Raw genomic sequence first — 14,878 nt, forward strand, 5'->3', positions numbered from 1 at the left:
AGCGACGCTGCTCGGTGCGGCGACCTTGGCGGTCCTTCTGCCGTCGATGGCGTCGGCGCAAACCGGCTCGGCGCCATCAGGCGCCAAACCCTTCCTCACCGTCGACGGCAAGCAGCCGCTCGTGATCGGACATCGCGGCGTGCCGGGCCTGGTGCCCGAAGAGACCGAAGCATCGTATGAGCTGGCCGCCGACCTCGGAACGGACTCGCTCGAAGAGGACCTGCATCTGACCAAGGATTGCGTGCTGGTGGCGCGGCACAATCCATGGCTCGGCGACAACACCAATGTCGCCGAAGTGGCGAAGACCAACGCAGAGGTTGCGGCTCGCAAGCGCACGGCGCCGGGCGTTCCCGTCAAGGTGAAATGGGCGCAGACGCCGACCAGCGGGCCGGCCGAATATCCGACCGATCTGATTGATCCGGCCGATCCCAAATCGGTGCTGAAGGCGCTGATCGTCGACGGTGACGACCACACCAATGACTGGTCGATCACCGATTTCACCATGGCCGAGCTGAGGCAGTGGATCGCCGGCACCACCTATGATGCGGCCAACGAACGGCCAAAACTGTTCAACGGCAAGTTTCCGATCATCAGCTTCCAGGACATCATCGACATCGCCAAGGCCAAGAGCAAGGCGACGGGACGCCCGATCTCGGTCTATCCGGAAACCAAGAATCCGACCTGGAACAACGCCCAGGCGATCGCCAATGGCTGCGGCGCGCCCGGCAGCCATCCGCTCGAGGATGCCCTGATCAAGATCATCAAGGAGAACGGCCTCAATTCGAAGGACGCGCCGATCATCGTGCAGAGCTTCGAGCCCGGCAGCCTGAAATACATGCGCAGTCACGGTCTCGAGACGCGGCAGGTCCAACTGATCGACGGCAACGGCGTCGACTTCAAGACCGGCAAGGTACTGCTCAACAACATCGCCAATTCCCGTCCCTACGACTGGACGGTGGCGGGTGACGGCCGCACCTTCGATGCGATGCTGACCCCTGAAGGCCTCGCCGAGATCAAGACCTACGCCGACGGCATCGGTCCGTGGAAGGCCTATATCGTGCCGTACAAGGTCTCGCCGTGGAAGGACGCTGGCGCCGACGGCAAGCCCTACAAGGGATCGACGGCGGAGGCCTCAACGCAGGAAGCGACCAGCGTGATTGCCGACGCGCACAAGCTCGGCCTGTTCGTGCATGTCTTCACGTTCCGCAACGAGAAGAAATATCTGGCTGTCGATTATCGGGGCGACCCGAGCCTCGAATATCTGAAGTTCTTCCGTCTCGGCGTTGATGGGGTGTTCACGGATTTCACCCACACCGGCGTTGCCGCCCGCGCGGCTTACTTGCGTGAACTGGGCTGGTGAGGCGAGCAGCCGAGCGCAGGCTTGTGGCACAACAGGACGCGCCCGGCATCACCGGGCGCGCTTGTCTTTCACGTGATGCGATCCGCGTTATTCGGTCGAATATTTGAACTCCGGCATCGCCTTCAGCTCATCCTTGGTCGCGTCGAAAACCGCGTGGTCCGGATACCAGGGATTGGGCTTCGCCGTCGCCGCCGGCGCAGCCGGTGCCGCGCCTGTGGTACTCGTCGGCGACATCTTGTTGCTGCTGCCGGCGCCGGTGTTCGAGGCGCCGGTATAGGCGATCGGCTCGTTGACGAACTTCACCTTGTCGAGTGGCACGGCGACCAGATGCTCGCCGACGCCAAGGAAGCCGCCGACACCGATCACGACCGCCTTGATGGTACCGCCCTTCTCCATCAAGAGATCATTGATCGAGCCGACGCTCTCGTTCTTGTCGTTGTAGACGCTCAGGCCGACGACCTTCGACGCGCGCCAGTCGCCCTTGAACTCGGTTGGCGACGTGGCCGACGTCGATGCCGCAGGAGCCGGCGACGCCGCGGGAGCCATTTTGTCGCTCTTGTCGGCGGGCGCCTGCGCAAACGCGACGGTCGCAAGCAGCGCGGAGCCGGCGACGCCGGCAAGGAAGGATTTGATCAACATTGTTGCGCTCTCCTCAGTTGCAAAATCGATGCATGGAGAACCCGTCATCTTCGCAACCGTTCCTAACGGAACTGCGGTCAAACGCCGCCGGTCTGTGGCAATGCCGAACGCGCGATGCAACAGGCCGCGCGTGTGGACTTTCCGGCGCACGCAGCGTCGCGGTCCTTGACGAAAGCGATCGTGATCTCTCAAGTAAACTGCGGTTGAGCCTCACGACTGCGCCGGACGCGCAGTCCCCGATGTGACGATGTTTGGCTCACTAAGTCGTCCCGGCGAACCGCGCTGCACAAGCGGACACGCGTCCCCGCAGCCGCATCATCGATCGACATGCGTCGATGATGCGCACACCTGACCGCGCCCTCAGAAGCCGCCCCAATAAGGCGGCACGCCGTAGAAGCGATGCAGCTCGACTTCCTGCGAGCGATCGCCCCAATCGAAATCCTTGTCGGCGCGGAACGACGGCGCGCGCTTCAGCTCATCATCCTCGATGTCGAGTTCGTAGGCCTCGAACTTCGGGTTGTAGTGCAGCCGGCCCCACGGCAGCGGAATCAGATTGGTTCCGATCCCGAGGAAGCCCCCGAAGCTCAGCACCGCGTACGACACCTTGCCCGAGATCTTGTCGATCATCAGCCGCTCGATATGGCCGATCATGTCGCCATTGGCCCGGCGCACTGCCGTCCCCTCGACCCGGTCGCTTGCAATCAGCTGATGCGGCCTTGCCGTGACCTCGACAGCCATCTCACCCTCCTGACCTGAAAAGGAAATAACGCGTCGCCGGGGGAACGGGTTCCGGCGCCGGATATGACAGTTGCCCTTCCCTTTTCCAACGGCCGCGCTCGCCGACCCGGGGGCCTCGACCGAAGAAGTTCAGCCCGAATTTCAAGGCATTAGCCTGATGACAGATCGCTAACTTTTCTCCCCGCCGTGGACCTGTTTAACTCGATCGGCTGGGCAAGACTTCAGAAATACCCTGAAACAAAATTCCTGAGCCGCTTCCCCCGAATCACGGACAAAAGATCGGTATGACCCAGGCTGCGCCCAATATCCTCGTCGTCGAGGACGACCGCGAAACGCGGTCCCTGATCGCCAAATATCTCCGCACCAATTCCTGTCATGTCACGACCGCCTCCGACGGTCGCGAAATGGCCAAGGCCATGACCGACCACCGCGTCGATCTGCTGGTGCTCGACGTCATGCTGCCCGGCGAGGACGGTCTCAGCCTGTGCCGCAAGGTGCGCGCGGAGTCGCAGACGCCGATCATCATGCTGACCGCGCGCGGCGAGGACGTCGACCGCATCCTCGGTCTCGAGATGGGCGCCGACGATTACCTCGCCAAGCCGTTCAACCCGCGCGAGCTGTTGGCGCGGATCAATGCCGTGCTGCGCCGGCAGGCCGCCGCGCGCAACGCCAGCGCGATCGAAGGGGCGACCACGCTGACCTTCCTCGGCTGGCGCATCGACATCCGCCTGCGCGAGCTGCGCAACCCCGAAGGCGCGCGCGTCGCCATGACCAGCGCCGAGTTCGACCTGCTGCGCACCTTCTGCGAGCGGCCCGGCCGGGTGCTGTCGCGCGACAGCCTGCTCGACCTGACGCAGGGCCGCAGCGCCGGCTCGTTCGAGCGTTCGATCGACGTGCTGGTCAGCCGCATCCGTCGCAAGATCGAGCCCGATCCGCAGGAAGCCACCATGATCAAGACAGTGCGTTCCGGCGGCTATGTGTTCACTCCGAGGGTGGAGGCGGTTGCCGCCACGAGCAACTGACCATGAAGCTGCTGCGCGTGCTGAGTCTGCGGGGGATCGGCGCCCAGATGGCGGCGCTGGTCGTCGTCTCGATCGTCGCGCTGCACCTGATCATCACCGCCACCTTCCTGATCCATCGCCCGGATAGGCCGGAGCCGTCCGATCGCTGGCACACCCAGCTCGCCGCCGCCGCGCAATTGCTCGGGCATGCCCCGGCATCGGAGCGGCCGCGGCTGCAGGCCGACATCATCAGAGCCTTCCCGCAGCTTGCGATCGGTGACTTTACGTCCGATGCCGGCGGTCTCACCGAGACCGACCCGCCGAGCCTGCATGCGCTGCGCCGGCTCGGCGCCGGGTATCATGTCTACTCCCTGCCCCGCGAGGCCGGCAGCAAACCGAATGACAACGAGATCCGCCGCGTCGCGATCCGCTTGCCGGACGGCGCCATGTTCGCCGCCAACCTGATGCCGGATCAGCACATGCGGCCGTTCTGGGGCGGGCCCTGGATGATGACGGTGCTGTTCGCCGTCATTAGCGTCACCCTGCTCGGCCTGTGGGCCGCATGGGCGCTGACCGCGCCGCTGTCGTCCTTCGTCAAGGCCGCCGAGACCTTCAGCCTGAACGGCGCCGCCGCGCCGCTGCCGGAGCGCGGCCCCGAGGAGATCCGCTCGCTGGCCAAGGCGCTGAACCGGATGCGCGAGCGCATCACGGCATTGATCGACGATCGCACCAAGATGCTGGCCGCCATCAGCCACGACCTGCGCACGCCGATCACGCGGATGCGGCTGCGCGCCGAGTTCATCGAGGACGAGACTCATCGCCATCGCATGCTGCGCGACCTCGACCAGATGCGCTCGATGCTGGAGTCGGTGCTGTCGTTCCTGCGCAACGACCGCAAGCTCGAGGAGATGACGCTGGTCGACATCGCGAGCACGCTGCACCTCGTCACCGACCAGTTCGCCGACATGGGACACAAGGTCAGCTACGAGGGTCCGCAGCACGCGATGGCGACCGCGCGGCCGGCCGACCTGCATCGCAGCATCACCAATCTGGTCGACAATGCCGTGCGCTTCGGCGGCGAAGTCGCCGTTCGCCTCGAGGTCAAACCGGATCGCCTCGTCATCGACATCGAGGACGACGGCCCCGGCATTTCGGACGCGCACAAGGCGAGCGTGCTGGAGCCGTTCGTGCGCGGCGACCAGGCGCGCAACATGGACGAGGCCGAAGGCTTCGGCCTTGGTCTGTCGATCGCCAACGCCATCGTGCTCGCGCATGGCGGCACACTGTCGCTGCACGATCGCAAGCCGCACGGGCTCGTGGTCCGGATCGAATTGCCGGCGCGGCAACAGCTGCAGTTGCCGCGGAAGTCCGCGGCCTGATCAGGCTGATCTGATCGGCGATGACGCTGATCGAAAACTACGGCATCAGGCGGCGAGCGGCGTGAGCTGCGCCGTGTCGTAAATCGCGATCGCCTCGAAGCGGTAATTGCAGGCGCGGCAATTCCACAGGAACGACGTGCGCCCCTCGCTGTGCTCCACCCAATCGGGGCGAGCAATCGGCTTGCCGCATTGCGCGCAGGGATTTTCGCGAGGCATGTAGCCGGTGTCCTGACGGACCATGGCGCATCTCCCGAGTGATGTTGTTTTTTTGCGTGCTTTGGACCGGACAGATGTGCTGACTGAACGCGCCCACTCTGTCGTGAGATGAAGTGTAAACCTTCGCTCCGTCGTTTGCACGAAAAACTGTTGCGGATCGCGCGCGGCAAAATCGATCGAGAAAATGAGCGGCCAAAATTTGAGCCGATGACAATTTTCAGTCGAGACGATTGATGCGAACAATTTGAAGCATGCGTGTTGCAATCGCATCCTCCGGTCACATGCATCCGGAAAATCACGGACGCACAACGTTCGCTGATGCGAAGGTTTTGCCACATTCCTGCCCGCTCGCCGTACCAATGAGACCGCAGAACCGACGCGCGTTTGATCACCCCGAGCAATCCGAGATGAAGACCCTTCAGACCCTTAGCTGCCTTGCCGCCGCGATCGCGGTGCTGGCGTTCTGCGACAGCGCAAGTGCACAATCGCGCGCGCAATATGAGGCGATGGTGGCGGCCGAGGCCCAGGCCAATTTGGTGCCGGTGGAGCTGGTGCATCGCGTCATCGTGCGCGAGAGCAAGTACCATCCGCAGCTGATCGGGCGCGGCGGCACCATCGGGCTGATGCAGATCAAGCTCGGCACCGCGCGCGGCCTCGGCTACACCGGTACCGCCGAGGGTCTGCGCGACCCCGGCACCAACCTCAAATATGGCGTGAAGTACCTCGCCGGCGCCTATCGCGCCGCCAATGGCGATCACGACCGAGCCGTGCGTTATTTCGCAGGCGGGTATTACTACGTCGCAAAGCGGCAGCGCGGCGGTCACCTCAAGGAGGCGATGCATGGCGGCGCGGGTGCACCGCCGAAGGAGCTCGCCAAGCAGGACCAGATGTCGGCCGATAACGCCGAGCCGCAGCCGGAACAGGCTTCGAAATAGGTGCGTCGCGTTCCCGACCCTGGCATACAACTTGGCATACAAGTTGACACATCCGCCCATCCGCCTACATTAGGGGCGTTCCGAGGGGTGCTCCGAAGGAGGAGCTGAGATACCGCAAGCTTGGACTGGCCAGTAGGCGAACAGTCCGGGACCGCGGTGACCCTTTGAACCTGATCCGGGTCATGCCGGCGAAGGGACAGGGATGTATCAGACGTCAAGACCGCGGGGGGATTCCCCCGTCACCATCATCGGCGCAGGCATAACCGGCGCCTGGCACGCGCTATTGCTCGCAGAGGCCGGACGTGCCGTGACCCTGCATGAGCGCAGTGACGCCGCGATGACGGAATCCACAAGCCACTGGGCCGGCGGAATGCTGGCGCCCTGGTGCGAGGAGGAGGCCGCCGAGCCGGTGATCACGCGCCTTGGCATCCGCTCGCTCGACCTGTGGCGACAGCATCTTCCGGACACGGCGTTCAACGGCTCGCTGGTGGTGGCGCATCCGCGCGACCGCGCCGATTTCGAGCGGTTTGCCCGCCTCACGTCAGGCCATCGCCGGCTCGATGCCGAGGGCGTTCGCGCGCTCGAGCCGGCGCTCGAGGGCCGCTTCGGCGCCGGCCTGTTCTATCCCGACGAGGGCCATGTCGAACCGCGCCGCGTGCTGCCGCGGCTGCATGCCGCGATCGCCAAGGCCGGCGGCGCCATCAAGTTCGGCAGCGATGCCGAGGCTGATGATCTCGACGGTCTCGTGATCGACTGCCGCGGCCTAGCCGCACGCGACCGCGAGCCGAGCCTGCGCGGCGTCAAGGGCGAGATGATCGTCATCGAGACCGCGGAGGTCGAGCTGTTGCGTCCGGTGCGGCTGATCCATCCGCGCTGGCCGCTTTACGTGATCCCGCGCGGCGACGGCCGCTTCATGCTCGGCGCGACCTCGATCGAGGCCGAGGACAACGGCGTCAGCGTGCGCTCGGCGCTGGAGCTGCTGGGCGCCGCCTATGTCGTGCATCCGGCGTTCGGCGAGGCGCGCATCGTGGAATTCGGTGCCGGCCTGCGCCCGGCATTTCCCGACAATCTGCCGAAAATCAGGATCGAGCAGGAACGCATCACGGTGAACGGACTCTACCGTCATGGCTTCCTGCTGGCGCCCGCGCTGGCCGAGCTGACGCTCGCCTATCTTTCGCGCGGCGAAATCGACAATGAGGTGATGCAATGCGCGTGATCGTCCAATGCGTGTAATTGTCAATGGCGAGCAGCGGGAGATCAACGCAGCCAGCGTCGACGCGCTCTTGGCCGAGCTCGACTACGAGGGCACCCATTTCGCGATCGCAGTGAATTACGACGTGGTGCCGAAGGGCCGCTGGGCCGAGACGCGGCTTCAGGCCGGCGACGAGATCGAGATCATCACGCCGCGGCAGGGAGGGTGATGATGGCTAGCGCACACTCCCTCCCCACGTCGTCCCGGCGAAAGCCGGGACCCATAACCACGACCGGCAATTGGCGGAACGAACGACTCCGAGCGTGCGCTCTTGAAGGGCCGCGGCGTATGGGTCCCTGCTTTCGCAGGGACGACGGCATAGTTTGAGGAGACACCACGGACCATGGTCACCTTCTACGGCAAATCCTTCCCCTCCCGCCTGCTGATCGGCACGGCGCTCTATGCCTCGCCTGCGATCATGCAGAACGCGATCCGCGCCTCCGGCGCCAGCATCGTCACGGTGTCGCTGCGGCGCGAGGCGGCCGGCGGCAAGACCGGCGATGCGTTCTGGTCGTTGATCCGCGAGCTCGGCGTCACCGTGCTGCCGAACACCGCGGGCTGTCGCAGCGTGCGCGAAGCGGTCACTACCGCGAAGCTCGCGCGTGAATTGTTCGGCACGCCCTGGATCAAGCTCGAGGTGATCGCCGACAACGACACGCTGCAGCCCGACGTGGTCGGCCTGGTCGAGGCCGCGACGATCCTGATCAAGGACGGCTTTGAAGTGTTCCCCTATTGCACCGAGGATTTCTCGGTCGCCGCGCGCCTCGTCGAAGCCGGCTGCAAGGTGGTGATGCCGTGGGCCGCTCCGATCGGAAGCGCAAAGGGCATCACCAACCGCGACGCGCTGAAGCTTTTGCGCGACCGCCTGCCCGACATCACGCTGGTGGTCGACGCCGGCCTTGGCGCGCCGTCGCACGCGGCGCAGGCGCTTGAGCTCGGCTATGACGCCGTGCTGCTCAACACCGCAGTGGCCAAGGCCGCCGATCCGGTTGCGATGGCCAATGCCTTCCGCCTCGGCGTCGAGGCCGGCCGCACCGCCTATGAAGCCGGGCTGATGGAAGCCCGCGACTTCGCCTCCCCCTCCACCCCTGTCGTTGGGACCCCGTTCTGGCATGCCGTATCCTGATCCGTTCTATCCCGTCGTCGACAGCGTCAAATGGGTCGAGCGACTGACAAAACTCGGCGTCGGCACCATCCAGCTGCGCGCCAAGGAGCTCGACGATGCCGAGGCGTTGCAGATCGTCAGCGACGCGCTCGCCGTCACGAAGGGCACGCCCACAAAGCTCGTCGTCAACGACTACTGGCGCGCGGCGATCGTCGCCGGCGCCGAGCATCTGCATCTCGGCCAGGAAGACCTGGCCGACGCTGACCTCGCCGAGATCCGTAAAGCCAAGCTGACGCTCGGCGTCTCCACCCATGATGACACTGAGCTCGCCACCGCGCTCGCCGCCAAGCCCGACTACATCGCGCTCGGCCCGATCTTCTTCACCACGCTGAAGTCGATGCGGTTCGAGCCGCAGGGCATTCCGAAGATCACGGAGTGGAAGAAGCGGATCGGCGCAATCCCGCTTGTCGCGATCGGCGGCATCAAGTTCGAGCACGCCGCCGAGATCTTCGCCGCCGGCGCCGATTCGATCGCCGTCGTCAGTGACGTCACCCAGAACGCCGACCCCGACGCACGGGTGCGGCAGTGGCTCGGCATCCGTGCGGAGGCCGCGTGATGCGCACAACTCTCTCCACCGTCATTGCGAGCGAAGCGAAGCAATCCATTGGCACCGCGTATGCGGACACATGGATTGCTTCGTCGCTTCGCTCCTCGCAATGACGACAACAGCTGACAGGAAATCAACGGAGGATCCCTCATGAACATCCGCTCCAACCCCGACACCACCCGTCCGGCCGTCACCACCGGTTCGCTGCCCGCCTCGCGCAAGATCTTCGCGACGCCTGCAAGCGCACCCGATCTCCGCGTGCCGCTGCGCGAGATCATCCTGTCGGAAGGCGCCGGCGAGCCGAACCTGCCGGTCTATGACACCTCGGGTCCCTACACCGATCCGGCCGTCACGATCGACGTCAACAGCGGCCTGCCGCGCAATCGCCTGGCCTGGGTCAAGGAGCGCGGCGGCGTCGAGGAATATGAGGGCCGCACCATCAAGCCGGAGGACAACGGCAATGTCGGCGCTTCCCACGCCGCCAAGGCGTTCACGGCGCACCACAAGCCGCTGCGCGGCCTCGACGGCCACAAAATCACGCAGCTCGAATTCGCCCGCGCCGGCATCATCACCAAGGAGATGATCTACGTCGCCGAGCGCGAGAATCTCGGCCGCAAGCAGCAGCTCGAGCGCGCGGAGGCAGCCCTTGCCGACGGCGAGAGCTTCGGCGCCTCGGTGCCGGCCTTCATCACGCCGGAATTCGTCCGCGACGAGATCGCGCGGGGACGGGCCATCATTCCCTCGAACATCAACCATGCCGAGCTCGAGCCGATGATCATCGGCCGCAACTTCCTGACCAAGATCAACGCCAATATCGGCAACTCGGCGGTGACCTCGTCGGTCGAGGAAGAGGTCGACAAGATGGTGTGGGCGATCCGCTGGGGCGCCGACACCGTGATGGACCTCTCCACGGGCCGCAACATCCACACCACCCGCGAATGGATTTTGCGCAACTCGCCAGTGCCGATCGGCACCGTGCCGATCTACCAGGCGCTGGAGAAGTGCGACGGCGATCCCGTCAAGCTGACCTGGGAGCTCTACAAGGACACGTTGATCGAGCAGTGCGAACAGGGCGTCGACTATTTCACGATCCACGCCGGCGTGCGGCTGCCCTACATCCATCTCACCGCCAACCGCGTCACCGGCATCGTGTCGCGCGGCGGCTCGATCATGGCGAAGTGGTGCCTCGCGCATCACAAGGAGAGCTTCCTCTACACCCATTTCGACGAGATCTGCGACCTCATGCGCAAGTATGACGTCTCGTTCTCGCTCGGCGACGGCCTGCGCCCCGGCTCAATTGCGGACGCGAACGACCGCGCCCAATTTGCCGAGCTCGAGACGCTCGGCGAATTGACCAAGATCGCGTGGGACAAGGGCTGCCAGGTCATGATCGAGGGCCCCGGCCACGTGCCGATGCACAAGATCAAGATCAACATGGACAAGCAGCTCAAGGAGTGCGGCGAGGCGCCCTTCTATACGTTGGGCCCGCTGACGACCGACATCGCGCCGGGCTACGACCACATCACCTCGGGCATTGGTGCTGCGATGATCGGCTGGTTCGGCTGCGCGATGCTGTGCTACGTCACGCCGAAGGAGCATCTGGGTCTTCCGGATCGTAACGACGTCAAAGTCGGCGTCATCACCTACAAGATCGCGGCCCACGCCGCCGACCTCGCCAAGGGCCACCCCGCCGCGCAGCTCCGCGACGATGCTCTGTCGCGCGCCCGCTTCGACTTCCGCTGGCAGGACCAGTTCAACCTCGGCCTCGACCCCGAGACCGCGAAGAACTTCCACGACGAGACCCTGCCGAAGGAAGCCCACAAGGTCGCGCATTTCTGTTCGATGTGCGGCCCGAAATTCTGCTCGATGAAGATCACGCAAGACGTCCGCGACTACGCCGCGACGCTCAACGACCCGACCGGCGTTGGCGCGTCGATGTCAGGCACCATCGAGGATGGCATGGCGACGATGAGCGCCAAGTTCAAGGAGATGGGCGAGAACCTGTATCTCGATGCGGACAAGGTGAAGGAGAGTAATCGGGTGTTGTGAGGGTTCGCCCTCACCGCTCGTCATGCCCGGGCAAAAGCGCGAAGTGCATCCTAGCGCCAGGTGCCCCCCCGGGCATTCATCCAGAACAGAGAGGCCGGGCGAAAGCCCGGCTTTTCTGTAGCAATTTTATTAAGATGACGCGTGATCCGGAGAGTACCTGTCCGCCATAGCCCGACATCCGGAGTTAACGTCCGTCCCGCATATTGCAGAGTCTGCCGACAAACGGACGACCGCACAATCCGCGGCCGATGCCGGCGACTTGCTTCAACCTGCAGCGAGAAGGGACAAGGCGGTGACGATCCAGGTCGAGCATGACGAAAGCGAGTGTCAATTGGTCCTGCATGTTTCCTGCAAGGACGTCTCCTCTGATCGAGAAATCGCCAATACCTTCGACGATCTCGATACGGCACTGACCAAAATCGAGCAAAGCCTCGACAATTCGGACATCTATTACTTTCTCATCGACCTCGAAGCAGAAGGCGTGCCGCCGGGGCAAGGCGGGTTTGATCCCAACGAACAATGGTATCCCTCGGGTCCACGCAATCCCTGGGAAGTGTTTTGTCCAACGTTCTGGACTAGGGCCAGCGCCGTTCCACATCTGCGTCAGCGCGTGAAGGACTGGCTCGTTCGTCTTGAGCAGACACTGCAACTGGCGGAGACCAACCGCCGCTCGACGGGTAGCCTATGGGAGCACGACGAAACCCAATTCGGCGAGCCGGTGGCAACCCATCTTGCGCTGCTCGATGTCGAGTTCGTGCCCTACTACACGCGTTTATTGCGTTTGTGGGACATGGGGCATGAAGTCCATACTGGCGGCTTTGTCGACGACATCGTCGAGAAGCACAGCATCCGCGCCGAAACGGAAGAACTGATATTGGTATATACCGAGCAGTGCGGCGGTAGCGACGACCTCGGCCTGCTTGAGCTGCTCAATAGCTCGAAAAGCCATTAGCCCGCATGGTGAGTTAGCCGAAGGTGTAACCCACGATCGGCGACAAGAAGCAAGCAAGCGTAGCCCGGATGAGCGGAGCGATATCCGGGATTGTATCGTCCCGCATGTCGCTGCGCTCATGCGGGCTACCAAGCCTATGCCGACGCCCCAAGCGCCGCCAGTTGCACGTCGCCGCCCGCCCCCGCCCCGAACGCAATCTCCCGATACCCCTTCTCCGCCACCCCGTTGATGATCCCCAAGAACTTCGGCGTGCCGCCATTGTAGACGAAGTACCGCACCGTGCCCTCCTCGTGGCCGGGGACGTTGGAGTTGTAGCCGGTGAACCAGCCCTTGGCTTTGCGCATCAGCATGATCTCGTACATCTTGACGACATGCGCGGTCCAGCGTTCCTGCGCTTCGAGCGTTGCGTCGGCGCGGGTCAGGCCGCGGTCCCACATGTATTGCAGGAGATTGGTGCACCAATTGACGCCGTTCTCGATGCCGCGCGGGAAGTTCGTCGAGGCGGATGCGCTTTGCGGGCCGGTCGGCATCAGCAAATTCGGGAAGCCGTGCACGAGCATGCCGAGAAAGGTCGACGGCGCCTGCTTCCATTTGTCGGCGAGGCGTTCGCCGCCGATGCCCCTGATGTCGATCAAATCGTAGGCGCCGGTGATGGCGTCGAAGCCGGTGGCGTAGACGATGATGTCGAAGTCGTAATCGCGCGCTGATGTGCGCAGGCCTGTCTCGGTGACGCGCACCAGCGGCGTCTCGGAGAGATCGACGAGATGGACGTTGTCGCGGTTGTAGGCCTCGAAGTATCGCGTCTCCAGCGGCAGGCGTTGCACGCCAAAGCCATGATCTCGCGGGATCAGCTTTTCGGCGACCTTCGGATCATTCACGCGCTCGCGGATGCGACCTGCAATATATTCTGACAGCTCCGCGTTGGCGGCTTCATCCATGAAAATCTCGCGGAAATTCGCGAGCCAGATGCCGAAGCCGGGCTCGTCGTACAGCTTGTCCCACAGTGCCAGCCGCTCCTCGCGGCTCACCTCGTAGAAGCCGCGCTTGTCGGGGCCATGGACGAAGCTGCCGGGTGTCAGCGCGCAGGCGGCGAAGATCTCGTCATAGCGGGCGCGGATGTCGGCCATCTCGGCGTCCGATATCTCGCTGTTGTTGAGCGGCGCGCTCCAGTTCGGCCGGCGCTGGAACACCGTGAGCTCGCCGACCTTGTCGGCGATCTCGCCGATCAGCTGGATGCCGGTGGCGCCGGTGCCGATCACGGCGACTTTTTTGCCGGCGAGATCGACCGGCTCGTGCGGCCAGTAATAGGTATGGAATGAGCGGCCTTTGAAGTCGTCGATCCCGGGCACGCGCGGCATGGTCGGCGCCGACAGTAGGCCGATCCCCAGCACCACGAAGCGGCAGGTCAGCGCGCCGCCGTCACTGATCCTGAGCTGCCAGATGTCGCGGGTCTCGTCGAACTGCATGGCCTCGACCTTGCAATTGAACTGCATGTGCCTGCGCAGGTCGAACTTGTCGGCGACGTAGTTGAGGTATCGCAGGTTCTCGGGCTGGCCGGAGAAGCGCTCCTTCCAGTGCCACTCGTCGAGCAGCTCGCGCGAAAACGAGAACCCGTAGGTGTAGCTTTCGGAGTCGAAGCGGCAGCCGGGATAGCGGTTCCAGTACCAGGTGCCGCCGAGATCGGGCGCGGCTTCCAGCACGGTGGCATCGATGCCGAGATCGGCGAGCCGCTTGATCTGGTAGATGCCGGCGACGCCGGCGCCGACCACGATCACCTCGTAATGGGTCTTCGCCTCTCCCGTCATTGTCAGCTCCCAAAATTCCTCTTGATCTGTTGGGCTGGATTACAGACCCTTTTGCCTGATCAGGCAACCGCGCCGCGGCGCGCGCGACTTGCGTTGAGGCGCTGCCTGCACCACATCGACCGTTGCGGCCGAAGAGCGTAGCCCGGATGAGCGAAAGCGACATCCGGGGTTTGTATCCATCCCGCATATCGCTACGCTCATGCGGGCTACGCAGCTCCCATCGACATGAGACCACCATGACCGACAATCTCACCGGCGTCTGGGACGGCAGCTATGTGCAGCCGAGCGGCATGGTCACGTTCCTGGCGACGCTGATCGACGCCGGCGGCGCGCTGGGCGGCAGCGTGACCGAGCCTTGCGTGATGCCGGGCTGCCCGCTCAGCACCCACAATGCTTCGCTTGCCGGTCACCGCTCCGGCAGCGCGGTCTCGCTCGTCAAGCGCTACGAGCCGGCTGGTTACGGCTATGACACGGTCCACTATGAAGGCACGGTCAATGCCGACGCGACCGAGATCGACGGACGCTGGAGCATCCGCGGCACACGGTTCTCGGGAACGTTCTTGATGGTGCGTTCGACGGGGCCGACGCAAGCGGTCGCGGCCGAGGAAGAGGTCAAGGAGCCGGTACGCTAGCGCGTATTGGGACGCCACGTGCGCCAGCCTGGCGGGCGACGGGATGCTCACACGATTTCGGAATATTGGAAATGTACCCCTGATTTGCCCGACGTGTCAAGGCGTCGTGTCGGACGTGTCAGTAGCTCGTGATCTGTCGCCTGTTTGTAGCTCGTGAAGTGTCGTGTTTTTGGTGCCCCGGAGCAAAGGGGGCGCGATGGGCACGGCA

15 protein-coding genes and 1 riboswitch are annotated in these 14,878 nt (G+C 64.1%); of the genes, 11 read left to right on the forward strand and 4 right to left on the reverse strand.

Translation table 11 applies throughout. The annotated features are described in order from the left end of the window. Window positions 1–25 precede the first annotated feature (25 nt). Window positions 26–1,360, forward strand: a complete 1,335-nt coding sequence (locus AC628_RS30480) for a glycerophosphodiester phosphodiesterase family protein (protein ID WP_245321403.1) — start codon at window positions 26–28, stop codon at window positions 1,358–1,360. Between the two features lie 87 nt (window positions 1,361–1,447). Here AC628_RS30480 and AC628_RS30485 read toward each other — a convergent pair whose 3' ends face one another. Together AC628_RS30485 and AC628_RS30490 are read right to left on the reverse strand one after the other, a co-directional pair. Next, window positions 1,448–1,999 (reverse strand): PRC-barrel domain-containing protein, encoded by a 552-nt coding sequence (locus tag AC628_RS30485; protein ID WP_074130492.1) that lies wholly within the window; start codon window positions 1,997–1,999, stop codon window positions 1,448–1,450. A gap of 360 nt (window positions 2,000–2,359) precedes the next feature. Continuing rightward, complete coding sequence (locus AC628_RS30490) at window positions 2,360–2,737, reverse strand: PRC-barrel domain-containing protein (protein WP_074130493.1); 378 nt, start codon at window positions 2,735–2,737, stop codon at window positions 2,360–2,362. Window positions 2,738–3,021: 284 nt separating this feature from the next. Between AC628_RS30490 and AC628_RS30495 the strand changes: the two genes are divergently transcribed. Together AC628_RS30495 and AC628_RS30500 are read left to right on the forward strand one after the other, a co-directional pair. Next, complete coding sequence (locus AC628_RS30495; RefSeq protein WP_021079973.1) at window positions 3,022–3,759, forward strand: response regulator; 738 nt, start codon at window positions 3,022–3,024, stop codon at window positions 3,757–3,759. Between the two features lie 2 nt (window positions 3,760–3,761). After that, entirely contained in the window at window positions 3,762–5,117 is a 1,356-nt protein-coding gene (locus AC628_RS30500; protein ID WP_074130494.1) for an ATP-binding protein, read from the forward strand. A gap of 45 nt (window positions 5,118–5,162) precedes the next feature. On the opposite strand, the gene AC628_RS30505 is transcribed toward AC628_RS30500, so the two are convergent. Next, on the reverse strand, window positions 5,163–5,357 hold the full coding sequence (locus tag AC628_RS30505) for a hypothetical protein (protein WP_050403193.1): 195 nt from the start codon (window positions 5,355–5,357) through the stop codon (window positions 5,163–5,165). A gap of 383 nt (window positions 5,358–5,740) precedes the next feature. On the opposite strand from AC628_RS30505, the gene AC628_RS30510 reads away from it, so the two are divergent. The 7 genes from AC628_RS30510 (at window position 5,741) to AC628_RS30540 (ending at window position 12,233) form a co-directional block, all read left to right on the forward strand. After that, window positions 5,741–6,268: a lytic transglycosylase domain-containing protein gene (locus AC628_RS30510; RefSeq protein ID WP_074130505.1), complete on the forward strand. Its 528-nt coding sequence runs from the start codon at window positions 5,741–5,743 to the stop codon at window positions 6,266–6,268. A 73-nt stretch (window positions 6,269–6,341) separates the two neighbouring features. Next, window positions 6,342–6,483, forward strand: a riboswitch (TPP riboswitch). Beyond that, entirely contained in the window at window positions 6,471–7,484 is a 1,014-nt protein-coding gene (locus AC628_RS30515) for an FAD-dependent oxidoreductase (protein ID WP_074130495.1), read from the forward strand. (Overlaps the previous riboswitch by 13 nt.) Before the next feature lie 7 nt (window positions 7,485–7,491). After that, a complete protein-coding gene (thiS, locus tag AC628_RS30520) occupies window positions 7,492–7,689 on the forward strand; it encodes a sulfur carrier protein ThiS (RefSeq protein ID WP_074130496.1) in 198 nt (65 codons plus the stop codon). A gap of 174 nt (window positions 7,690–7,863) precedes the next feature. Beyond that, entirely contained in the window at window positions 7,864–8,646 is a 783-nt protein-coding gene (locus tag AC628_RS30525) for a thiazole synthase (protein ID WP_074130497.1), read from the forward strand. Further along, window positions 8,633–9,241, forward strand: a complete 609-nt coding sequence (locus tag AC628_RS30530; RefSeq protein ID WP_074130498.1) for a thiamine phosphate synthase — start codon at window positions 8,633–8,635, stop codon at window positions 9,239–9,241. The genes AC628_RS30525 and AC628_RS30530 overlap by 14 nt, the downstream gene beginning before the upstream one ends. 141 nt (window positions 9,242–9,382) lie before the next feature. Further along, window positions 9,383–11,281 carry a phosphomethylpyrimidine synthase ThiC gene (gene thiC, locus AC628_RS30535; protein WP_074130499.1) on the forward strand — a complete coding sequence of 633 codons (1,899 nt, stop codon included), beginning with the start codon at window positions 9,383–9,385 and terminating at the stop codon, window positions 11,279–11,281. A 292-nt stretch (window positions 11,282–11,573) separates the two neighbouring features. Next, window positions 11,574–12,233 carry a hypothetical protein gene (locus AC628_RS30540; RefSeq protein ID WP_074130500.1) on the forward strand — a complete coding sequence of 220 codons (660 nt, stop codon included), beginning with the start codon at window positions 11,574–11,576 and terminating at the stop codon, window positions 12,231–12,233. Window positions 12,234–12,367: 134 nt separating this feature from the next. Here AC628_RS30540 and AC628_RS30545 read toward each other — a convergent pair whose 3' ends face one another. Further along, window positions 12,368–14,038 carry a flavin-containing monooxygenase gene (locus AC628_RS30545; RefSeq protein ID WP_074130501.1) on the reverse strand — a complete coding sequence of 557 codons (1,671 nt, stop codon included), beginning with the start codon at window positions 14,036–14,038 and terminating at the stop codon, window positions 12,368–12,370. Window positions 14,039–14,274: 236 nt separating this feature from the next. On the opposite strand from AC628_RS30545, the gene AC628_RS30550 reads away from it, so the two are divergent. After that, window positions 14,275–14,670: a hypothetical protein gene (locus tag AC628_RS30550; RefSeq protein WP_074130502.1), complete on the forward strand. Its 396-nt coding sequence runs from the start codon at window positions 14,275–14,277 to the stop codon at window positions 14,668–14,670. Window positions 14,671–14,878: the final 208 nt, after the last annotated feature.

This window comes from Bradyrhizobium sp. NAS96.2, assembly GCF_001908235.1.
Lineage (GTDB): Bacteria > Pseudomonadota > Alphaproteobacteria > Rhizobiales > Xanthobacteraceae > Bradyrhizobium.

Bases quoted from the DNA above. Each gene is read 5' to 3' on its own strand.
- AC628_RS30485 (WP_074130492.1), bottom strand. From the start codon at position 1,999: ATGTTGATCAAATCCTTCCTTGCCGGCGTCGCCGGCTCCGCGCTGCTT.
- AC628_RS30490 (WP_074130493.1), bottom strand. From the start codon at position 2,737: ATGGCTGTCGAGGTCACGGCAAGGCCGCATCAGCTGATTGCAAGCGAC.
- AC628_RS30495 (WP_021079973.1), top strand. From the start codon at position 3,022: ATGACCCAGGCTGCGCCCAATATCCTCGTCGTCGAGGACGACCGCGAA.
- AC628_RS30500 (WP_074130494.1), top strand. From the start codon at position 3,762: ATGAAGCTGCTGCGCGTGCTGAGTCTGCGGGGGATCGGCGCCCAGATG.
- AC628_RS30505 (WP_050403193.1), bottom strand. From the start codon at position 5,357: ATGGTCCGTCAGGACACCGGCTACATGCCTCGCGAAAATCCCTGCGCG.
- AC628_RS30510 (WP_074130505.1), top strand. From the start codon at position 5,741: ATGAAGACCCTTCAGACCCTTAGCTGCCTTGCCGCCGCGATCGCGGTG.
- AC628_RS30515 (WP_074130495.1), top strand. From the start codon at position 6,471: ATGTATCAGACGTCAAGACCGCGGGGGGATTCCCCCGTCACCATCATC.
- thiS (WP_074130496.1), top strand. From the start codon at position 7,492: ATGCGTGTAATTGTCAATGGCGAGCAGCGGGAGATCAACGCAGCCAGC.
- AC628_RS30525 (WP_074130497.1), top strand. From the start codon at position 7,864: ATGGTCACCTTCTACGGCAAATCCTTCCCCTCCCGCCTGCTGATCGGC.
- AC628_RS30530 (WP_074130498.1), top strand. From the start codon at position 8,633: ATGCCGTATCCTGATCCGTTCTATCCCGTCGTCGACAGCGTCAAATGG.
- thiC (WP_074130499.1), top strand. From the start codon at position 9,383: ATGAACATCCGCTCCAACCCCGACACCACCCGTCCGGCCGTCACCACC.
- AC628_RS30545 (WP_074130501.1), bottom strand. From the start codon at position 14,038: ATGACGGGAGAGGCGAAGACCCATTACGAGGTGATCGTGGTCGGCGCC.
- AC628_RS30550 (WP_074130502.1), top strand. From the start codon at position 14,275: ATGACCGACAATCTCACCGGCGTCTGGGACGGCAGCTATGTGCAGCCG.